The sequence below is a fragment of the Methylophilus sp. Q8 genome (assembly GCF_000800115.1).
In the GTDB taxonomy this organism is placed as follows: domain Bacteria; phylum Pseudomonadota; class Gammaproteobacteria; order Burkholderiales; family Methylophilaceae; genus Methylophilus.
Genome location: NZ_JUHE01000001.1, coordinates 2317502 through 2338710 on the forward strand (window position 1 = coordinate 2317502; position 21209 = coordinate 2338710).

The window sequence follows — 21209 nt, forward strand, 5'->3', positions numbered from 1 at the left end:
CCTTTTTATTTAGAGCGTCATGAAAATTATCCGCCAGTTGTTGATCGCCTTGTTTAGCAGTCTGGTTACCGGCGTGGCGTGGGCCGTTGTGCCTGCGGCGACTGTCGCAGCAGCACCGAGTGCGAGTGATAGCCTGGGCCGTATGGTGTATGGCACGGTGATTGTCTTGCTGGTGATCGCAGCGATTGCCTGGTTGTTACGGCGCGTGATGCCTGGGCAAACCATGGCTCAACGCGGTGTGATCAAACAAGTAGGTGGTTTACAGCTAAGCCCCAGGGAGCGTGTGGTCGTGCTTGAAGTGGCTGGCCGCTGGCTGGTAGTGGGCATCAATGCAGGCCAAATGACGGCCCTCGGCGAAGTCGCCCCACCTGCGACGGAATCCTCAGGGGAAGAGGGCGCAAGTGCTGCTCAGCCCCCGGCTTCTGGTATTGATCCACAAGCTTCTTTTGCGGTGCGTTTGCAACAAGCCATGCAAGAGACATTGCAGCAAACAGTCAAATCCCTCAAAAACAAGCCTTGAGTCGCTCATTTCCGACCTTTGATTTAGCCTGGTCGGGCGTACTATAGCCCTAACTTATTGATAGCCTTGTGTCTGCCATGCGCAGTTGCAAGCAAGTTTCGGGTGCCATACACATGCGTGTTTTTTCAGTGTTAAAGTCTATATTGTCCTTGTGGCTGCCGGTCGGCTTGCTGCTTGGTTTCCCGCTACTGTCGTGCGCGGCTGGCGGATTGCCGATTGGTACAGTCAGCCCTGGAGCAGGCGGTGGCCAGGACTATACACTGAGCCTGCAAACCCTGATTTTACTTACCTCGTTGACGTTTATCCCGGCCGCGATGTTGATGATGACCGGCTTTACGCGCATCGTGATCGTATTGTCTTTACTGCGTCAGGCATTGGGTACCCAGTCTGCTCCTTCCAACCAGGTATTGATTGGTCTGGCACTGTTTATTACCTTTTTTGTTATGGGTCCGGTGTTCGACAAGATTTATACCGACGCTTACCAGCCTTTGTCTGAAAGCAAAATCACCATGCAGGAAGCGTTAGAGCGCGGCGTGTTGCCACTCAAAGGCTTTATGCTCAAACAAACGCGCGAGAATGACCTGGCCATGTTTGCCAATATGGCACACACGGAAGCGATTCAAACGCCGGAAGAAGTACCACTGAGGATACTGGTGCCTGCTTTTATGACCAGTGAGCTCAAAACAGCCTTCCAGATCGGCTTTGCCATTTATATCCCGTTTTTGATTATCGATATGGTGGTGGCCAGTATCTTGATGGCCATGGGCATGATGATGGTATCACCGGCAATTGTGTCGCTGCCGTTTAAGCTCATGCTGTTTGTACTGGTTGACGGCTGGCAACTGATCATCGGCTCGCTGGCGCAAAGCTTTGTGATTTAACCTTTTGATTTAAATAGGCACACATTCATTTTCAGGAGTAAACCATGAGTCCGGAGCAGGTATTGACCATAGGCAGTGAAGCGATGCAAACCACATTGATGGTGGCCGCGCCGGTGTTGGGCACTGCGCTGATGATCGGCTTGATTGTGAGTATTTTTCAGGCTGCCACGCAAATCAACGAACAAACCTTGTCGTTTATCCCCAAGCTGGTGGGCGTCATGGCGGTGCTGTTACTGGCAGGCCACTGGATGCTGATGACCATGGTGGATTATATGCACCATATTTTCACTATGATTCCGCAATTGGTGAACTAAGCGCCTGATCACATGCTGACCATCCATGCTTCAGATCTGCAATTGTGGATTGTTCAGCTACTGTGGCCACTCACACGGGTACTAGGCTGCCTCACTGTCGTTCCGCTGTTCAGCCATCCAGCTATTCCCAAACGCATCAAACTGGCTATTGGCTTTGTGGTTACGCTGGCCATTGTGCCTGCGATTCAGGTGCCGCCCATTGAAGTGCTTTCCTGGCAAGGCTTATTGTCATTACTGGCCCAGTTTCTGATTGGTATCAGCATGGGCTTTGTCATGCGGCTGCTGTTTACAGCAGTCGAAATGGCCGGCTTTATGATGGGGATGAGTATGGGGCTAGGCTTTGCCAGTTTTTATGATCCGCAGGCACATGGCCAAACGATTGCCGTCGGCCAGTTTCTGACCATGCTGGCGCTGTTGGTGTTTTTGAGTCTGGACGGTCATTTAATTGTGGTCGCGGTCATGCTGCAAAGTTTTGAAACCATGCCGATAGGGATGGAGCACTGGCAGTTGAATAGCCAAGCCATTGCAAGCCTAGGCGGCCATATTTTTTCACAAGGCTTGTTGCTGTCATTGCCGGTGGTTGCCAGTCTGCTGATTACCAACATGGCCTTGGGCGTGTTAACCAAGGCAGCACCGCAATTCAATATTTTCGGTATTGGTTTCCCAATTACGATTTCAGTCGGCTTTTTGATGACATTATTAAGCCTGCCTTCTCTGGTCAGCCCCGTCAGCCGCTGGCTGGTCGATGCGCAGCAACTGATGTTGCAGGTACTGCGCTAGCCGTGCCAGGCCTGTGTGCTTGCAAGGCCTTCACCGCTTCAATCCTTTTAAATCAGGCTAAATAGCGAGATATTCGACGTCGCCACAAATGCTTTTTGTGCCGCCTGCAAGATGGTGGTTTTCTTGGAAATATCAGACAAGGCCTGCGCATAGTCCAGATCCTGCAGCGTTGAAATAGACGCATCGTATTGCAGATCCAGGCTATCGCCGGTGGTGTTCAAGGTATCCAGCAAATTCAGGCTACTACCGATTTCTGAACGCGCATCCAATACCGAATTCAATGAACCTTTCATCTTATCGATGCTGGTGGCCAGGCCAGTATTAAATGTCGCCTGGGTGGTGCTGTCCGTGATCGGTGTTTTTAACAGTGAAATGATATCCTGCAAGTTAGTAAACACATTGTCGCCGTTGGCACCAAATACCTGGTCACCGGTGAAGGTCACGGGCAACTGGCTTTGCACATCAATTTGCAACTTGGTGCGGACTGAGCTGGCGACAAAATCATCGTTGCTATCAAAAGGCACTGTAGACGAGGCATAGCCGGAATACATATAGTTGCCTTGAGAGTCTTTGGTGTTCGCCAAACCTTTCAGCGTATCCAGGCTGCCTTGCAGCTCATTGGCCAGCTTGGCACGTTCGGCATCGGTATAAGCACCATTACCGGCAGCAATCAGTGAAGATTGTATCGATTGTATCGTGTCGGTCACGCTACTCAGGTTGGCTTCGTAGGTTTGCAGCAAGGTTTCTGCTGTTTTACGCGTGCTGGTGTAATTTGCGTTCTGGTCTTTGGCCGTATTGAGTTCGAGTATCCGTGCTGCCGCCACCGGATCGTCTGCTGGCGAGTTCACACGTTTACCAGTCGCAGTTTGAATGCTCAGCTTATTCAAGTCTGATTGCAGATTCATTAACTGGTTGGTGCCAGATTGATAGATGGTATTGGTACTGATTCTCATGATGGCCTATCCTTCAAAAACTTATTGACCCATTTGCAGCAAAACTTCAAACAGCTGGCTGGCGATTTGCATCATTTTGCCCGCCGCCTGGTAGGCTTGCTGGTAACGCAACAAATCTGTCGCTTCTTCGTCCAGGTTGACGCCTGACTCTGATTGCATGGCACTGGTAGCATTTTCCAGCGCGGTCGCATCGGACTTGCTGGTAATGCTGAGCTCATTGGTTTTGGTGCCCACCGCGCTCACCATTTGCGCAAAGGCCTGGGCGTAGCTTCTATTGGTGCTGCTGCCCGCCACACGCACGTTTGCGCCGGTTTGCAAGGCCGCCAGTTTCAAGCCGTTTTCGTTATCGTTAGGGCCGGTGGAGGCAGAGCCCGCCATGGCCAATTTGTCGACATTGGTAAACGCCAGTGACAGTTGACCAGCCGAGTACTGGGTAGGCTTGATCAGGTAAGAATCACCTTCTGTCGGTGTACTGGTGTTCACGTCAATTTGCATGCCGTCCACTGTGGCAGGCAGCGAGGCACCTTGCCACATGACAGATTTATCACTGAGGCGCGTAATGGTATATTGACCACTATTGTATTTCACCGTGTAGTCGCTGCTGGTCAGCAGGCTGGCATCGGTGATGGAGGCCGAGGCCGCTTTGGTCGGGTCAGTATTGTAGGCGCTACTGATCGCTGTTGGGTTGCCCACATTGAACAGGTTAGTACCCAGTACGCCATTCAAGTCGTAGCCCTGGGTTTGCTGGGCATTAAACTGGCTGGCCAGCGTGACCGCCAATTGACCTACCTGGTTTTGTACCACATCCAGCGTCTCGCTTCTGAACTGCAAGACACCGCCCAGGGTGCCGCCAGACAAAGTATCCGTGCTCAGAATTTTTGGGCTGGCCGGATTGCCGTAAGCGACTTCCACCCGGGTAGGGTCGGTATCACTGGCGCGGGTATATAGGGAGTACTGTTGCGTGCCGACCACCAGTGGCATGCCGCTACCGGCAAACACGTTGTAGGAACCATCATCCTGTTTGATGACCGTGGTCTTGATTTGTTCACTGAGCTTGGCGACCAATTGGTCACGCTGGTCCATCAAATCGTTAGGCATGTTGCCTGTTGAGTTAATCGCCTTGCTGATCGTGTCATTCAGGGTGGCGATTTGCGTGGAGTAACTGTTAATCGCATCAACACTGGCGGTAATCTGGGTATTGATGCTCTCACGCATCTGGTCCAGTTGGGTATTCACCGCATTAAAGCGATTCACCATCGATTGTGCAGATGAAATCAGGGTCTGGCGTGTGGCCGTATCGCTCGGGTTGGCTGCTGCTGCACTCACCGCGCTGAAAAAGCTGGTAATCACCGGATTCAAACCGGCGGTGCTGTCAGACAACAAACCGTTGATCTGGCTGATATTACTGTAATAGGCGCCACTGGCATTGGCGGTAGAGGTCGCATTAATCACCTGTTTGGCCAGCGTCTCATTGTACACACGCTGGATACCCACCACATTAGTCCCTTGGCCGACATAGCCGTAACCAAAGTTCTGTGCTTGGGCTGCGGCTTGCACCACAACTTGACGGTTGTAGCCCTCGGTCGACGCGTTGGCAATGTTGTGGCCAACAGTGGCAATGCCTATTTGCGCGGCATTGAGGGCGCTTTTACCAATGCTGAGTACATTTGACATGTGATTTCCTCATGTGTCAGCCCCCTGCAGAGAGTCAGACACGACTTTAAAGTGTGGTTAAGTAGCCTATCGGCAGTTTTTTTTGTTTCTTTAGGGTTGCGTCTGCTTAGCCTTGTAAATTCTTGATCACTTGCGTCAGTTTTTTGCCATATTGCGGATCGGTGGCATAGCCTGCGCGTTGCAATGCATTGGCATACGCACTGGCATCATGGGTGTTACTCATGGCTTGCTGGTAGCGCGGATTCTGTGAAATCAGTTTGGCGTAATCCTTGAAGGCATCACTGTAGCTATCGTAAGCACGGAATTTCTCTACGCGGGTCTGCTTGACGCCATTGATGTATTCGGTGGTAGTGCTGCTTGCGACTTTGCCTTTCCAGTTGGCGTCAGCCTTGATGCCAAACAGGTTATGGCTGTTCACACCATTGTCCGTTTTAATTTCATGTTTGCCCCAGCCGCTTTCGAGGGCGGCCTGGCCAATCATGAATTTGGCTGGAATGCCGGAAGTACTGCTGGCCGCTTGTGCATGTGGCAACATGCTCTGGATGAATTGTTGGGTTTTACCTGCCACTTCACGCATGGCCGTGGCTAATGGCGCTTGCGGCAGGGTAAAGCTCTGGACATTGGCCTGTGTTTCTTCAACCAGTGGCGGCAGTTCCGGAATCCCGCGTGCCCAGGCAGTATCGGTATTGCTATCGGAGGTACTGTCAGTGGCTTCCCACTGCTGGTAAGCCTCGCGGATTTTTTGTGCGGCTTGCGCCAGCACGGCTTTACCATTGCTATTGCTTGTTAGTTGGTTGGTTTGGCTGGTGTGGGGCAGGGCAGAACTGCTATCGAGTTTGCCAGAAGATTTGCTGTCTTTACTGCCATCGGTCGCATCGCCCGGCTTTTGGCTGAACTTGCTTAATTGCCTGACCAGCACATCAGTCAGCCCCATGCCCTTCTGGCTGAGGTTGGTGCTCAGTTGCTGGTCCAGCATGCCCATGAACATCTTGCCTTGTTCGCTATCGGTGATGCCATCTTGCGGCACGGTCTCACGCATGCTTTTTAACATCATGTTCATCAGCACGGCTTCAAACTGGCGTGCCACTGCCCGAATCGCCTCTGGCGAATCGTTATTGGCGCGCTTCAGGCTATTGAGCGAGTTAGCATCAATAGCCAGGCTTTGCGTAGTAGGATCGACACGTGGTTGCATGGTCGTCTCTCGCTTAAATCACCTCAAGCTCGGCATTTAACGCGCCAGCGGCTTTCATGGCTTGCAAAATCGCCAGTAAGTCCTGTGGTGTGGTGCCAATCGCATTTAGTGCTTTAACGACATCAGACAAGTTAGCGCCGTTATTCAGCTTCAGTACCTTGCCTGGTTCTTTGTTGATGTTAATCTCAGACACTGCGGTGGAGATGGTCTGGCCATTCGAGAATGGGCCAGGCTGGCTAATCACCGGTGAGGTATTAATCACCACCGACAGGTTGCCGTGTGAGACTGCGCAGCTATCCAGCGTCACTGCCTTGTTCATCACCACGGAGCCGGTACGTGCATTGAGGATAATCTTGGCTGGTGTCGCGGCCAGAGCGACATTAATGGTTTCCAGGTTAGCCAGGAAAGAAACGCGGCTCATGCTTTCAGGCGGGCGCACCTGAATCACGCGGCCACTCTCGGCCTGGGCCGTCATCGGGCCAAATTTCTTGTTAATGGCTTCAACCACATTATTGGCGGTTGAAAAGTCACTTTCTTTCAATTCGAGTTTGACAATATCCTGGTGTAGCAGGGTATTCGGCAATGCGCGTTCAACGGTAGCACCTTCTGAAATGCGGCCGACACTTAAATGGTTGATCTGGGTCTGGCTGCCATTGGCCGCCGCACCGACACCACCCACGACCAGGTTACCTTGGCCCATGGCATAAATTTGTCCGTCTGCACCTTTCAGCGGCGTCATCAATAAGGTACCGCCACGCAAGCTCTTGGCGTTACCCATAGAAGACACCGTCACATCCAGGGTTTGCCCTGGCTGTGCGAAAGCGGGCAGGGAGCTGGTGACCATCACCGCTGCCACGTTTTTCAGCTGCAGGTTGGTCCCAGGTGGCAGGGTAATGCCCATCTGGTTCATCATGCTGATAATACTTTGCACGGTGAATGGTGTTTGCGTGGTCATATCGCCAGTGCCATCAAGGCCGACGACCAGGCCATAACCAATCAATTGGTTGGCGCGTACGCCCTGAATATTGCTGATGTCCTTGATGCGCTCCGCTTGAGCGAAAGGCGTGGCCAGCAGCAGGCCGCATGCCAGCAGGCCATAGGCAACAGCGCGTTGGCCGCGCTGTACGGTGTGAACTAAGCTGTGTGTCAGTATGGGCATGATCAACTCTCCTACAATGGAATCATGCTGAGGAAGAAGCGCGAGAACATGGATAACACTTCAGCGGCATCCATTTTGCTGTTGCTACGATATTCGATACGCGCATCCGCCACTTTGGTCGAAACCACTTCGTTGCCGATGGTAATCATGTCCGGGTTGACGATGCCAGAGAACCTGACATATTCAGTGCCTTTGTCAAAGCCAATCTGTTTCTCGCCACTGATGACCAGGTAGCCATTTGGCAGCACATCGGTCACTGTGGCAGTGACAGAGCCGCTAAAGGTATTGCTGGCATCTGCAGCCGCTTTGTCTTTAAATGACAGCGCTGAGCTGGCGTTGAAAGCGGCTTTAGGCACATTGTGTCCAAACAGGCCGGTCACAGAAGCCGCGGTTGAGCCATCTTTGGTTTGCTCGTTATCAGAAGCTTTGTTGGCGGTGGTGTTTTCTGCAATACGAACAGTGACGATATCGCCTACATAGCGCGGTCTGCGGTCTTCAAACAATGGGCGAAAGCCTGCGCTATTGAAGATGGCGCCTTCTGTGCGCGCATCTGGACGTGCCATTGCTACTCGCGGCGTTTCCGGTTTTTGCACAATGGTTGACGGCGTGATAGAGCAGCCGTTCAGTAATTGAGAAAACGCCAAACAAAGTAGTAAGCTCATGATCGTTCTATTCATCATTTGAGTGACCCTCAAGCAGGGATTACATCTGCGACAGTTTTTGCAGCATCTGGTCCGACGTTGTAATCGCCTTGCTGTTAATTTCATAGGCGCGCTGGGTTTGAATCATGCTCACCAGCTCTTCCACCACATTGACGTTGGAAGTTTCAACATAGCCTTGTGACAATAAACCGGCGCCATTGGTCCCGGGTGTATTGGTATTCGCGTTGCCGGAGGCGGTGGTTTCTACAAACAGGTTTTCACCTTTGGCTTGCATACCGGCCGGATTGATAAAGGTAGCCAGCTGAATCTGGCCAATTTGCGTTGTGGCTGTGGAGTTAGGCGTGGTAATGGATACGACGCCGTCTCTGCCGATAGACAAACTTTGCGCATTGGCAGGAATGGTAATTGCGGGCTGCACCGGGAAACCGCTGGCGGTCACCAGTTGCCCCTGGCTATCGACCTGGAATGAGCCATCACGGGTATACGCCGTGGTGCCATCTGGCATCAGAATCTGGAAGAAACCCTGGCCCTGGATGGCAACGTCTTTGTCGTTACTGGTTTGTTGCAGGTTGCCCTGGGTGAAAATACGCTCAGTGGCGACTGGCTTGACGCCGGTGCCTAATTGCAAACCGCTGGGCAGCTGGCTTTGTTGCGAGCTTTGCGAGCCTACCTGGCGAATGTTCTGGTAGAGCAGGTCTTCAAACACTGCGCGCGACTTTTTAAAGCCGCTGGTGCTGACGTTGGCCAGGTTGTTTGAAATCACGTCCATCTGCATTTGTTGTGCATCAAGACCGGTTTTGGAAATCCATAATGAGCGTATCATCGTTCACTCCTTGGGCTTAAAGCCGTTTTCATACTGCAATAGTAGTGCAAGCATTAACCATTCATACTGAAGAGCTGATCTGCTTTTCCAGCGTTGTTTTGCGCGTTTTCCAGCATTTTCATTTGCATTTCGAATTGGCGCGCCAGGCCGATCATATTCACCATGGTTTCGACCACGTTCACATTGCTGCTTTCGAGGGCACCACCGGTGACTTTGACATTCGGATCCAAGGGTGCAGCCTGACCATTACTGGTCACAAATAAGCCGTCTTCTGCACGTTTGAGCGAAGCTGCTGGCGGGTTAGCCAGTTTGATTCGAGCCAGAATCGTGGTCGCACCAGGCACGCTCAGGTCGTTGACGCTGGAAATCGTGCCATCACCACCGATGCTGACAATCACATTGGGCGGGATGCTGATCGGGCCGCCGTCGCCCATCACATTGAGGCCAGATTCGGTTTGCAACTGGCCGTTCTCATTAATTTTGAGCGAGCCGTTGCGGGTATAACCTTCTGAACCATCCGCACGCTGTACGGCAATCCAGCCTTCACCTTGTACGGCAACATCGAGGTCGCGACCGGTATGCTGGATACTGCCTGGCTTGTAGTCAGTGCCGACGGTGGCATCGACGACAAAGGCGCGTGTTGGCAAGCCATCGCCCAAAATCGGCACGGCCCTGAAACTGTCCACCTGGGCTTTGAAGCCAGTGGTGGTCGCGTTTGCCAGGTTATGGGCTGTGGTCGCCTGTTGCTCCAGAATGTGCTTGGCGCCAGTCATTGCGGTATATATCAGACGATCCATAAAGCTGCCCCTATCAAGAAGTTAATCAAACCTGTATTAACGCAGGTTGACCAAAGTCTGCATGACCTGATCTTGCGTTTTGATGGTTTGCGCGTTGGCCTGGTAGATACGTTGTGCAGTAATCATGTTGACCAGTTCTGCGGTCAGGTCTACGTTTGAATCTTCTACCGCAGATGACTGCAGTACGCCCAGTGTGCTGCTGCCTGGGGAACCAATCAGTTCATCACCGGATTCGTAGGTGGATGCCCACTGGTTACCGCCGAGGGACTGCAAACCATTCGGGTTGACAAAGTTAGCCAGGACGACGCGACCCAGGTCTTTGGATTGACCGTTGGTGTAGCGGCCTTGAATAATGCCATCGTCACCAATAGTGAAGCTGGCAATCCGGCCAGAAGAGTAACCATCCTGGCTCAGCTTGTTGACGCTGAAAGACGAGCCATATTGTGTACTTTTAGAATAGTCAAAACTGATGTTCATGGTGGCGCCACCGCTCGTCGGTGTGAAGCTGACGGCTGGCACGCTGGAGTTCGTTGAATCGTAGCCACCTGCGTTGAATACCATGGATGGCGTTGGTGTTGGCGTGACATCACTACCATCTACCGTGGTGTAAACGCTCCAGGTGTTTGCGGCGGTTTTCACATAGTAGTTTTGTACATTATGTGAGTTACCCAGGTTGTCATACACCGTAATCGCGGTTGAGTTAGTGTAACTGGTGGGGTCGGTAGAGCTGAATGGGGTGACTGTCTGGTCAATATTGGCACTGGCTGAGTTCAGGTTCAAGGTGCCGCTAATTTTGGAGCTGGCCACCGGTTGCAAATCACTGGTGTCGATCTGGATTTCTACCGGGCTGGAGCCGTTCAGGTTATCTGCACTGTTACCCATCAGGCGTTTGCCGTCACTGGTGACAATATAGCCGTTTTTATCCATCTGGAACTGGCCGTTACGGGTGTAGGTCACCGCACCGTTATTGCTCAAACGGAAGAAGCCCGCGCCGTTAATCGCCACATCCAGTGTGTTGTTGGTGGCGGTAATGTTGCCCTGTGTAAACTGTTGGGCCACATCTGAAATTTTGGTACCAATACCGATTTGTGTTGTACCGGCGCCACTCAGGGAGGCCGCGAACACATCAGAAAACTCTGCACGAGACTGTTTAAAGCCAACAGTGTTGGCGTTAGAAACGTTGTTGCCAATCACTTCCAGCGCTTTAGATGCTGCATTTAAACCACTTAAGCCTTGTGAAAAAGCCATGTTATCTCTCCTTGGTAAGGACTAAAAATGTAAGTATTAAAAATTAGAAAATCTCTGAAATATCGGATGCAGACACTGTCGTGTTATTGCTCAAATTCAGTTTGGCGCCACTGGTGCTGGTGGTGACACTTTGTACCTGTGCCAGACTCAGGGCGGTACTGCTGACGGTGGTGTCACCGGTTTTTGCGGTGATTTCATAGCTATAGTCACCACTAGGCGCGACCGTACCATCATCCATTTTGCCATCCCAGCTCAATGCGTTCACACCCACATCCTGTTTGCCGAATGTCAGTGTGCGGATGGTGGCGCCGGAACCGTTTTTAATCGCGACTGACAGGCTATCTGCACCATTAGGCACATTGACGCCGAAATAGCCGCCGGTTTCTGTATGGGTCAGCGTTTTGCCTTCTACCAATACATTGCGGCCTATCATGCTGGTGGCCTGGTAGGCTTGGCCCAACTGTACGCTGCCGATCAGGCTACTCATGGTTTCATTCAGCTTGTTGATGCCAGTCACGGTATTCAACTGCGCCATCTGGCTGGTCACCTGGGCGTTATCCATCGGATTCAACGGGTCCTGGTTTTTCATCTGCGTCACCAGCAAGGTCATGAAACGGTCTTGTGTTTCATCTGTTGTGCTGGCCGTGTTGCGTGTGTTCACTGAATTCAGTAAATCTTGTGACACCTGGTTGTTGGTATTAACGGTGGTCATGCTGAAGTCCTTTCTGCAGGTTATTGACCGATATTCAATGTTTTAAGCAACATGGTTTTTGCCGCGTTCATGGTTTCCACGTTGTTTTGATAAGCGCGTGAGGCTGAAATCATGTTCACCATTTCCTCAGTCACGTTGACATTAGGCATGGTGATGTAGCCATCGGCATTTGCCATCGGGTGTTTGGGGTCGTAGACCATTTTGCCTGGCTTGTTATCTTCAATGACACGATCCACTTCAACCGTGCTGCTCTGGTTGGCTGCATCCTGAACTGCCTTAAACACCACTTGTTTAGACTGGTAGGGCTTGCCATCGGAGCTCACCACGCTGTCGGCGTTGGCAAGGTTGCTGGCCACCGTGTTCAGGCGCATGGATTGCGCACTCATGGCTGAGCCGGAAATTTTGAATACGTTAAACAGAGACATGACAGACCTCCTTTAATTATTGCTGGCCGTTAATTGCGGACAGCATTTTTTTAATCTGGCCGCCTATCATGGTCAGGCTGGCCTCATAACGGATGCCGTTATCGACATAAGCATTACGCTCCACATCCATATCGACGGTGTTGCCGTCAGCAGAGCCTTGCACCACCGCGCGGAACAGCGGGTCGCCTGCGCTGACATAGCCGCTGCCACCCGTGCCATTCATATGGCCAGCATTGGTTTGTTGCAATGCGCCATTGCTTGTTGTGGTACCAGCAGAAGCATTCGGTTGCAGCGCTGCCTTCATGGCAGACTGAAAGTCGATGTCACGCGCTTTATATTGCGGTGTATCTGCATTGGCAATATTCGATGCCAACAGCTCTTGACGTTCATTGCGCACGCGCAATGCCGTCTGATGGAAATTCAGTGCGGCGTCCAGTTTGTTTATCATCGTTTTATCCTTTCCTGGCTGTTTCTCCAGCCCTGTTCGAAACCTGTTGCTTTCGAACCTCTAAAGTTTTGTCCTCTGCGACCGTTAACCCGAATAAGCAGGTCTGCTTTCACGCATATGACTTTTACTAGCTATGCCTAGTGTACGCCGCGGCCTATGCAATGATTCTGCAATTAAACGGGGGAAATCCCCTTTAATTCCGGGATTAAACTTGCCCGTGATGCGTAGAATAGGGCACATGAAACAACACCAGCCCCAGATTGTGATAATGCTTATTGTTAGCCTGTTATGGCTGATGAGCGTGTCTGCGTACGCGGCAGACCGTGCGGTGATTGCGAATCAGCATGCGGTCGCTGCCTCTGCAGGTAATGACATGCACAGCCGTCTGTATCAAACAGTGATGCAGTATGTACAAAGCCAGACACAAGGCTATCCGGGCAAAGTCAATATCGAGATTCAACCGCTGGACAGCCGTATCCGCATTGCAGAGTGCGCATTGATGGAAGGCTTTACCGTACAAGGCGCCCGTTTGTGGGGTAAAACCCATATTGGCGTGCGTTGTCTGCAATCTGAGACTAAGCCATGGACTCTTTATGTTCAGGCCGATGTGCAGGTATGGGGAGAATATGCCGTCACCGGTTTGCCGGTTGGCCAGGGTTCACCAGTGCAACCCACAGACGTGGTCATGCAGTCTGGTGATTTAAGCAAATTGCCAGCAGGCATTATTACTGACTTGTCTATGTTGGCTGGTAAGCAGGCAGCATTGAATTTGCCATTGGGCACGGTGTTAAGACCTGAATTGCTCAAGTCGGTGCCGGTGATTATGCAAGGGCAAACTGTACAGTTAAATAGTCGTGGTGATGGCTTTGTGATCTCGGCTGATGGCACTGCCATGCAAACCGCAAATGTTGGCCAAGTGGTTGATGTGAAAGTCAGCAGTGGCCAGATTGTAAAAGGCGTCGCGCAGTCTTCCGGTAAGGTAGACGTGCGCTTTTAGTCAGATGGACAACGTTTTTTTATTGAAAAATGTCTGAAAATTATAAACATGCGATAAAAAGTGTATTAAGCACTAAAGTTCGCTTAAACTATGCCGATAGTACTGTTAACGAATGAGGGTTTTGACTTTGATAAGCCCTGAAACAATTCAAAATCAGAAGAGGTACGGCATGAACATTTCAGATTCGATTAAAAAAATGGGTGTTGGCGTAGACAAGCCGACATTGGAAAAAGGGACTGCGAATAAAAGCAGCGAGAAAGCAGCAAGCACATCTACTGCCGCTTCAGACAATGTGACTTTATCTTCTGCCTCCGTGCAGTTGCAGTCATTAGAAGCTGGATTGGCCTCTGGTGAGGTGTTTGACACCAATAAAGTCGAAGAAATCAAAGCCGCCATTGCGCGTGGCGATTTTTCGGTGGATACCGCCAAAGTGGCTGATGGCTTGTTGCAAACTGTTAAAGACTTGATACAACCGAATAAAGGCTGACAATTATGACGACTGCAAATCATTTATCTTCTCCAGTGACGTTTGAGAAAGACGCCGCGCTGGTATCAGAGTTATTGAGTGATTTGCAGTCTGAGCAGTCGGCCCTGGTCACTGCTGACCTGGACGTGATTGAACGCATGGTAGACAGGCGGGTTGAGCTGCTACAAGCATTAGGTGCCGCAGCCAACTCACGCTATGACGCGCTGGCCGCAGCAGGCTTTGAGCCGAATGAGCAGGGCATGTCGGTCTGGTTACAAAAGCAATCCAGCCAATTGTTAGATAGTGCGTGGGTCACTTTTCAGCAAGAGCTGACACAGGCAAAAGAATTAAATCGCTTGAACGGTATCCTGATTAACAAGCACTTTTTGCGCAATCAGGAAAAGCTGGATGCATTGAACGGTAAGAGTTCTGCACCACAGTTTTATGGCAAAAATGGTCAAGCCCACCGGGCAAACAACAGTCGTAGCGGCTTTTCAGTCTAGACACTGTTCACACGATAAAAAACAGCCGAAGAGCATCTCTTCGGCTGTTGTGCTTTTAACGCTAGCAAATGGCCTTACATCAAACTTTCTAGCGTTTCCCAGCGCGTGAGCTTCTGCATGACCAGTAGCTCAATTTCGCTTAGCCTGTCCTGTAGCAGCTTCACTCGATCAGGCGCCTGTTTATAAATATCACCTTGCGCAAATTGCGCCTGGATCTCGGCTTGCTCTTGCTCCAGTTGTTCAATTTCTGCGGGTAATGCTTCCAGCTCACGCTGTTCCTTGAAGCTCAACGTTTTTCGGGGAGTGACCGTTTGGGTGGTGACTATAGGCGCGGGTGTATTTGATGCTGAAGCGACAGCAGATACTTTTGGCGTAGAAGTTGGTTTGCTGCTGCGATCCTGGCTAAATCTTAACCAGTCATCGTAACCACCACCGAATTCGGTTAATTTGCCTTGGCCTTCAAACGCAATCACCTGAGTGACGGTGTTTTCCAGAAAAGCCCGATCGTGGCTGACGAGGAAAAGGGTCCCTGAATAATCCTGTAATAGCGTCTCCAATAACTCCAGCGTATCAATATCCAGGTCATTGGTCGGCTCATCCAGCACCAGGACGTTGGCAGGGCGTGCAAACAGGCGTGCCAACAGTAAACGGTTGCGTTCACCACCAGAAAGTGATTTCACTGGTGAGCGTGAGCGTTGTGGCGGAAACAGGAAGTCTTCCAGGTAACTGATCACATGTTTACGCTCATTGCCGATTTCAACAAAGTCTGAACCTGGGCTAATGGTATCGGCCAAGGTGGCCTCTTCATCTAACTGCTCACGCATCTGGTCAAAATAAGCAACATTGATTTTTGTGCCGCGCTGAATGTCACCACTATCTGCTTCAATGTCCCCTAAAATAAGTTTCAATAGCGTAGATTTTCCAATCCCGTTTGGTCCTAATAAACCGATTTTATCGCCACGCAAAATACGGGTACTGAAGCCTTTGATTAAGGTTTTGTCACCATAGGACTTATAGACCTGATCAAGCTCTGCCACTAGTTTCCCACTACGTTCGCCAGCATCCAGGTTGAGTTTGACATCGCCCTGGCGCTCACGTCTGGCTGCACGGTCTAAACGTAGCGCTTCCAGTCTTCTTACGCGCCCTTCATTACGTGTACGGCGTGCTTTAATCCCTTGGCGGATCCAGACTTCTTCCTGTGCCAAAAATTTATCGAACTTAGCCGCATGCGTTTCTTCAACGGCGAGTAACTCTTCTTTTTTAATTTGATATTGTGAAAAGTTGCCAACAAAGTCTGTCAGATTGCCACGGTCAAGTTCGGTAATGCGTGTGGCCAATTTGTCTAAAAAGCGACGGTCGTGGGTAATAAACAACACGCTGCCATTAAATCCCAGTAACAAATCTTCCAGCCACTCGATCGCTTCCAGATCCAGATGGTTGGTCGGCTCATCCAGCAATAGTACTTCAGGCTCTGCCACCAGCGCCCGCCCAAGCGCAACGCGTTTACGCCAGCCACCAGAAAGTGTTGAGACCAATACATCCGCATCCAGCTTTAAGCGGCTAAGCACGGTTTCGACACGTGATTGCGCTACCCATCCATTTTGCGCATCCATTTCATGCTGTAATGCCTGCATGCGCTCCATCAGCGCCTCAATATTGGCATCCGGCATGCCCATATCATGCGTGACCTGATGGTAGTCAATGATGGTTTGCTGCAAGCTGCCCAAACCTTCTGCCACTGCTTCAAATACGGTGTGCGCATTATCCAGTTCAGGTTCTTGTGGCACATAGACCACGCGTACGTTCGGTGCGCGCCATACAGTGCCGTCATCCAGTTTGATGGTACCGGCAATGGCTTTCAGTAGACTGGATTTACCGGCACCATTGCGGCCAATCAAACCGACGCGTTCACCTGGGTCTAACTGAAATGAGGCTTGGGCAAGCAAGGCATGATGACCAAATGCCAGGCTGGCATTATCAAGCGTAATATGAGGCATAAAGGGGGATGTGGCAGAGGTTGTTGAATCGATTCGATATTGTAAACGACATCAAACCATACACTAAGCTTAATGCGTAAATAAAAGAATCTATCAGTGTATCTGTTGTGAAGGCGAGGGCAGGGTGTCTAGCGACAATGCACCACCGCGCAGGGAAACATCAGGTGCCGGGCGGGTATCGGGTTGATATTCTTCCACCCAGCGCTGCAAGTCTTGCTTGATTTGTGTTTCTTGCAAATGTGGAATATTGCTTAACCATTCCAGCAAATTAGCCAACCAGCGTGCATCTGCACTACGTGCCTGTGCGATGCGTAATTTTTCATGGCTGGTGGGCAGGGTGTTTTCATCATCTGCCAATAGCTCTTCATACAGTTTTTCACCTGGTCTCAAGCCGGTAAACTCAATGCGGATATCCTGCTCTTGCAGGCCTGATAATTTAATCATATCGCGCGCCAGGTCGATAATCCTGACCGGTGTGCCCATGTCCAGCACAAATACCTCGCCACCGTTGCCCATGGTCGCAGCCTGTAATACCAATTGTGCCGCCTCGGGGATGGACATAAAGTAGCGTGTAATTTCAGGATGGGTAATGGTAATTGGGCCGCCATGGGCAATCTGTTCGCGGAACTTGGGAATCACACTGCCACTGCTGCCCAACACATTACCAAAACGCACCGTGATAAAACGCGTGTTGCTGTTGTCAGCATGCTGCAATCCCTGGCAAATCAATTCGGCCAGCCGTTTACTGGCACCCATCACATTGGTCGGATTCACCGCTTTGTCGGTTGAAACCAAGACAAACGTTGGCACACCGGCCGCCTGGCAAGCTGCAGCAACCTGGTAAGTGCCATGTGCATTGTTTTGCAAGGCCTCGACCACATTAAAATGTTCCATCATCGGCACATGTTTGTAAGCGCCAGCATGTAATACCACGTCAGGTTGATGGCTTTGCAAAATGCGCTGGATACGCGTCTGGTTTTTCACATCTGCCACCAGGTACACCAGCTCGGTATCTGTCACCCACTGGCTAAACTCCTGCTGCAGCGTATACAACGCATACTCTGAAATATCCAGGCAAATCAATTGTGCAGGATGGAAGCTGAGTATCTGGCGACAAAGCTCAGAACCAATCGAGCCCGCGGCACCCGAGACCAGTACTACTTTATTCGCCAGCATACTGCTTAATCCGTGTGTATCCAGCTGCACCACGTCACGCCCTAGCAAGTCTTCCACATCAATCTTGCGAATCTGTGACAAACTGACGCGGCCACTGATCAGGTCTGACATGGCAGGTAAGGTCAATACTTCCATGCCTTCTACCTTACGTGCGGCTTCAACCGCCAAGCGACGCTTTTCATGTCGGCTACCCGGCATCGCAATCATGCAATGCTGGCAATCATGGCGCGCTGCAATCTGCGCCATATCCTCCAGGCCGCCTTCGACCTTGGTATGCATGATTTCACGGCCAATCAGTTTATTACTGGGGTCTATCATTGCCACCACGCGCCATTCAGGGTTTTTGCTTAGTTCTTTAATCAGGTTAAACGATGTGTCTTCTACGCCTATCACAATTACAGGTTTACCCTGTAGCGCAATGCTGTTAAACAGGCGGCGCTCTTTCCAGGCACGGTAAATAAAGCGGCTGCCACCCATGGCTAAAACTAATAACATTGGGTTAATAATCAGTACTGAGCGCGGAATGATGATCGAAGGATGCACTAACAAGGCATACGATGCACTCATCAATGCAGCGAAACCAATTGCACGCACAATACGCTTCAAATCGGGCAGACTGGCAAACCGCCACACGCCTTTGTATAAGCCAAATGTATAGAACGAAGTCGCGTGGAATAGAAAAATGATGGGTAAGGTTTGCCAAATAAATTGACTAAATCCAGATGGAATGTGAAAGTTAAAACGTAATGCAAACGCTAGCCACCAAGCAGCCATGACGACAACTGCGTCATGAAAAAAGGCCAGAAATGATAAAAGCTTGATAGGAAGTTTATGCATGTTTGTGAAACATAGGGTCAGTGTGTGATGTTATCACGCTTGATCACTTTGATCGCAGTCAGCGCAATAATCTTCAAATCCAGCCACGTTGATTGGTGCGCCAAATAATAGGCGTCCAAATCTACTTTTTGTAGGATTGGAATTTCATCACGTCCATTGATTTGTGCCCAGCCAGTAATGCCAGGTTTTAATACATGCACGCCTTTTTTGGTGCGCAATCCAATTAAGTCGTCCTGATTAAATAGCGCAGGGCGGGGCCCAACAACTGACATATCACCTTTTAATACACTCCATAATTGCGGTAACTCATCCAAACTGGTTTTGCGGATAAAGCTCCCAACAGGCGTGAGATAACTATTAGGATTGCTTTTCTGATTCATTACATGTGTGGCAATTTGTGGCGTACCAATTTGCATGGATCTAAATTTCGGCATGCTGAATAGCTGGTTATTTTGGCCCACGCGCTGACTCCAGTATAACGCTGGGCCTTCTGAGCTGAACTTCACGATTAAGTAAGTGAACAATAAAAATGGGCTCAATAACACCAAAGCTATCAAGCTCAATAAAATATCCAAAATTCTTTTAAGCAACATACTCATTAACCGTTTGTTTAATACCTTCTTCAAAACTAATCATTGGTTTCCAGCCTAACAGTCGTTTCGCTTTAGACGTATCCACTTGAAGGTTATTCAATAACCTGTCGCTCAAGTTCTCTTTTCCAATAATATTGAATGCAAATTTTAGAATAGTCGAAGGAATTGGCAGTAAAAAGGATCTGTGCTCCATCGCAGCTCTAATCGTGCGAATTAACTCTGTTGTAGAGACGTCATAGTCATCAGAGATTAGAAAGGTTTGATTCGCAGCTGCCGGATGATGGCAGCATAATTCAATAAAGTTACTCAAGTTATCTAAACTAATTAGACTTCGTTTGTTTGAAATGCTCCCAAACGGCAATGGAATGGGTTTTCTACACAGATTGATTAGTGATTTGAAATTGGCTTTGACACCTGGCCCATAGATTAGAGGAGGGCGTATGATCACCAACTCCATGTCATTTTTTTCGCAAAAGTCTTTTAATAAAAGCTCAGCTTCTAATTTTGTTTGACCATATGCATCTAAAGGGGCTGGTGTACCTTGTTCTGTGAATGGTTGCCTCGTTGCTTCGCCATTCACTTTGACGGAGCTCAAAAAAACAAATCTTTTAACTCCCCAAAGCTTTGCTAGTGCTGCTACCTTGAGCGTATAGCCTACGTTCACTTCCCTATAGGCCGAATAAATATCACTGGCAGTTTCATGCATGACATGGGCTCGACCAGCCAAATGGATAATACAGTCTACTGGCATTCCTTTTTCGATCGCAATAATGCTATTTGTGACGGAATTGCGATGTAAGGATAGTGTTAGATGGTTTGAATCAATAAGGTGCTTAATTAAAGACCGACCAACAAAGCCACTGGCTCCAGTGACATATATATTCATAATAATATTCGGTAAGCATCGGAGTATGCTTTGCCTAAAGCCTCACTTGAGAACAACTCATCATATCTATTACGCGCCTGTCTGCCGAAAGTTGTTGAAGTTGAAACATCGGCAAGTTGATGAATCGCATCTGATAGTTGTTTAGGATTTTCAGGGGCAACGACAAATCCTGTTTGATGATGCAAATTAACAAATGAGGTTCCTGTTCCTATTTCGCAACTAATCATAGGCCTTCCGTACATTGAGGCTTCAACTAGCACCATTCCGTAAGCTTCCGAGCGTAAGTGAGATGGCAGAATTAATGCAGTACAAAGCTTAAGTAAGGCAACCTTCTCTTCATTCGTTATCGAACCAATAAAAAAAACATTCGATAGTTGCAACTCTTCAGCCATTTGCTTTAATCGAGCTTCTTCAGGACCGCTACCTGCAATCACAATCGCTTGAGTTGTATTTTTTGCAGCCTCTAATAATGTGTGTAAACCCTTGTAGTATCTCAAAACACCAACAAAAAGAAAAAAAGGCTTCTTTTTGTCAAAGTGAAATCTATGTAAGGACTCTATCGGGTTGTCGATTACAGGATAACTTGCTTGATCAATCCCAAGGGGAATAATTTTAATTTTATGCTCGAATTTTGTCTTGCTCAAAACCGGGCTGGTTTTCACATAATTTGGACAGTTTGCGACTATTAAATCAACGTTATCGAGAGTTTTATTCATCAAGGGGAGATAGATTTTTCCTAGTTTCTTTTGTCTAACTATGTCGGAAATATAAGTCAACAACCTTGGTTTACCTTTGTTTGCAACTAAATTTAAAAGCTCTGCAAATGGCCATGGATGGAATAAATGAATCAGGTCTGCGGATGCAGACAGCTTCTTGAATTCCATAAACGCTTTGATACCACCTATGTCACATGATGCTGGAGCTATCCAGGACTTTTCCCGGTAAATCGTTGCTTCCGGCGCTTGAATGAGTCTTGGCGTAGGTGTTTTGGATAAGGTAAATATTTCGTTTTGTATGTCAAACTTTTGAGTTGATAGACAAATTTGTCGGATCGCCTCTTGCAACCCACCTGGAGGATCAGGAAAGTAAGTGCGGTAAACGTTTAATGTTTTCATAGATCAAGTTATCTGCATGTGTTATGCATAGATTAAGGTCTCAATGACTTT

General features: G+C 49.5%; 23 protein-coding genes. 7 read left to right on the forward strand and 16 right to left on the reverse strand.

Annotated elements, in window-relative coordinates; all coding sequences use genetic code 11:
• The first annotated feature begins 19 nt into the window (after nt 1–19).
• The 4 genes from fliO to fliR all read left to right on the forward strand — a co-directional run bounded on the left by fliO (nt 20) and on the right by fliR (nt 2495).
• Nucleotides 20–520, forward strand: coding sequence for a flagellar biosynthetic protein FliO (fliO, locus tag GQ52_RS11005; RefSeq protein ID WP_047517676.1), 501 nt, complete (start codon nt 20–22; stop codon nt 518–520).
• 113 nt (nt 521–633) lie between these two features.
• Nucleotides 634–1401 carry a flagellar type III secretion system pore protein FliP gene (fliP, locus tag GQ52_RS11010; protein ID WP_047517679.1) on the forward strand — a complete coding sequence of 256 codons (768 nt, stop codon included), beginning with the start codon at nt 634–636 and terminating at the stop codon, nt 1399–1401.
• A gap of 44 nt (nt 1402–1445) precedes the next feature.
• A complete protein-coding gene (gene fliQ, locus GQ52_RS11015) occupies nt 1446–1715 on the forward strand; it encodes a flagellar biosynthesis protein FliQ (RefSeq protein ID WP_019882538.1) in 270 nt (89 codons plus the stop codon).
• A gap of 12 nt (nt 1716–1727) precedes the next feature.
• Nucleotides 1728–2495 (forward strand): flagellar biosynthetic protein FliR, encoded by a 768-nt coding sequence (gene fliR, locus GQ52_RS11020; protein ID WP_019882537.1) that lies wholly within the window; start codon nt 1728–1730, stop codon nt 2493–2495.
• Nucleotides 2496–2542: 47 nt separating this feature from the next.
• Here the strand turns inward: fliR and flgL are convergent, their stop codons facing one another.
• The 11 genes from flgL to flgB all read right to left on the reverse strand — a co-directional run bounded on the left by flgL (nt 2543) and on the right by flgB (nt 12588).
• Complete coding sequence (gene flgL / locus GQ52_RS11025; protein ID WP_047517682.1) at nt 2543–3448, reverse strand: flagellar hook-associated protein FlgL; 906 nt, start codon at nt 3446–3448, stop codon at nt 2543–2545.
• 21 nt (nt 3449–3469) lie between these two features.
• Nucleotides 3470–5122 (reverse strand): flagellar hook-associated protein FlgK, encoded by a 1653-nt coding sequence (gene flgK, locus GQ52_RS11030; RefSeq protein WP_047517685.1) that lies wholly within the window; start codon nt 5120–5122, stop codon nt 3470–3472.
• A gap of 106 nt (nt 5123–5228) precedes the next feature.
• Nucleotides 5229–6314 carry a flagellar assembly peptidoglycan hydrolase FlgJ gene (gene flgJ, locus GQ52_RS11035; RefSeq protein ID WP_047517688.1) on the reverse strand — a complete coding sequence of 362 codons (1086 nt, stop codon included), beginning with the start codon at nt 6312–6314 and terminating at the stop codon, nt 5229–5231.
• A 13-nt stretch (nt 6315–6327) separates the two neighbouring features.
• Entirely contained in the window at nt 6328–7473 is a 1146-nt protein-coding gene (locus GQ52_RS11040; RefSeq protein WP_019882533.1) for a flagellar basal body P-ring protein FlgI, read from the reverse strand.
• Between the two features lie 11 nt (nt 7474–7484).
• Nucleotides 7485–8135, reverse strand: a complete 651-nt coding sequence (locus tag GQ52_RS11045; RefSeq protein WP_019882532.1) for a flagellar basal body L-ring protein FlgH — start codon at nt 8133–8135, stop codon at nt 7485–7487.
• A 40-nt stretch (nt 8136–8175) separates the two neighbouring features.
• Nucleotides 8176–8958: a flagellar basal-body rod protein FlgG gene (gene flgG / locus GQ52_RS11050; RefSeq protein ID WP_019882531.1), complete on the reverse strand. Its 783-nt coding sequence runs from the start codon at nt 8956–8958 to the stop codon at nt 8176–8178.
• 53 nt (nt 8959–9011) lie between these two features.
• Nucleotides 9012–9755 carry a flagellar basal body rod protein FlgF gene (locus GQ52_RS11055; protein ID WP_029512381.1) on the reverse strand — a complete coding sequence of 248 codons (744 nt, stop codon included), beginning with the start codon at nt 9753–9755 and terminating at the stop codon, nt 9012–9014.
• Nucleotides 9756–9791: 36 nt separating this feature from the next.
• Entirely contained in the window at nt 9792–11003 is a 1212-nt protein-coding gene (flgE, locus tag GQ52_RS11060; protein ID WP_047517690.1) for a flagellar hook protein FlgE, read from the reverse strand.
• Between the two features lie 43 nt (nt 11004–11046).
• Complete coding sequence (locus GQ52_RS11065; protein WP_019882528.1) at nt 11047–11715, reverse strand: flagellar hook assembly protein FlgD; 669 nt, start codon at nt 11713–11715, stop codon at nt 11047–11049.
• A 20-nt stretch (nt 11716–11735) separates the two neighbouring features.
• Entirely contained in the window at nt 11736–12140 is a 405-nt protein-coding gene (flgC, locus tag GQ52_RS11070) for a flagellar basal body rod protein FlgC (protein ID WP_019882527.1), read from the reverse strand.
• A gap of 16 nt (nt 12141–12156) precedes the next feature.
• Nucleotides 12157–12588 carry a flagellar basal body rod protein FlgB gene (flgB, locus tag GQ52_RS11075; RefSeq protein WP_047517692.1) on the reverse strand — a complete coding sequence of 144 codons (432 nt, stop codon included), beginning with the start codon at nt 12586–12588 and terminating at the stop codon, nt 12157–12159.
• Nucleotides 12589–12856: 268 nt separating this feature from the next.
• On the opposite strand from flgB, the gene flgA reads away from it, so the two are divergent.
• From flgA to GQ52_RS11090, 3 genes are all read left to right on the forward strand, one after another.
• The gene (gene flgA / locus GQ52_RS11080) at nt 12857–13585 is read left to right on the forward strand and encodes a flagellar basal body P-ring formation chaperone FlgA (RefSeq protein ID WP_235273200.1); all 729 of its coding nucleotides are present in this window, start codon (nt 12857–12859) and stop codon (nt 13583–13585) included.
• Nucleotides 13586–13754: 169 nt separating this feature from the next.
• Nucleotides 13755–14072: a flagellar biosynthesis anti-sigma factor FlgM gene (gene flgM, locus GQ52_RS11085; RefSeq protein ID WP_047517697.1), complete on the forward strand. Its 318-nt coding sequence runs from the start codon at nt 13755–13757 to the stop codon at nt 14070–14072.
• A 5-nt stretch (nt 14073–14077) separates the two neighbouring features.
• On the forward strand, nt 14078–14554 hold the full coding sequence (locus GQ52_RS11090; RefSeq protein ID WP_047517700.1) for a flagella synthesis protein FlgN: 477 nt from the start codon (nt 14078–14080) through the stop codon (nt 14552–14554).
• 74 nt (nt 14555–14628) lie between these two features.
• On the opposite strand, the gene GQ52_RS11095 is transcribed toward GQ52_RS11090, so the two are convergent.
• The 5 genes from GQ52_RS11095 to GQ52_RS11115 all read right to left on the reverse strand — a co-directional run bounded on the left by GQ52_RS11095 (nt 14629) and on the right by GQ52_RS11115 (nt 21158).
• Nucleotides 14629–16551, reverse strand: a complete 1923-nt coding sequence (locus tag GQ52_RS11095; protein WP_047517703.1) for an ATP-binding cassette domain-containing protein — start codon at nt 16549–16551, stop codon at nt 14629–14631.
• A 93-nt stretch (nt 16552–16644) separates the two neighbouring features.
• Nucleotides 16645–18564, reverse strand: a complete 1920-nt coding sequence (locus GQ52_RS11100) for a nucleoside-diphosphate sugar epimerase/dehydratase (protein ID WP_047517706.1) — start codon at nt 18562–18564, stop codon at nt 16645–16647.
• A gap of 17 nt (nt 18565–18581) precedes the next feature.
• Nucleotides 18582–19157: a sugar transferase gene (locus GQ52_RS11105; protein ID WP_047517709.1), complete on the reverse strand. Its 576-nt coding sequence runs from the start codon at nt 19155–19157 to the stop codon at nt 18582–18584.
• Nucleotides 19147–20043: an NAD-dependent epimerase/dehydratase family protein gene (locus tag GQ52_RS11110; RefSeq protein WP_047517712.1), complete on the reverse strand. Its 897-nt coding sequence runs from the start codon at nt 20041–20043 to the stop codon at nt 19147–19149. The genes GQ52_RS11105 and GQ52_RS11110 overlap by 11 nt, the downstream gene beginning before the upstream one ends.
• Complete coding sequence (locus tag GQ52_RS11115; RefSeq protein WP_047517715.1) at nt 20040–21158, reverse strand: glycosyltransferase; 1119 nt, start codon at nt 21156–21158, stop codon at nt 20040–20042. Before GQ52_RS11115 ends, GQ52_RS11110 begins: the two co-directional genes overlap by 4 nt.
• Nucleotides 21159–21209 lie beyond the last annotated feature (51 nt).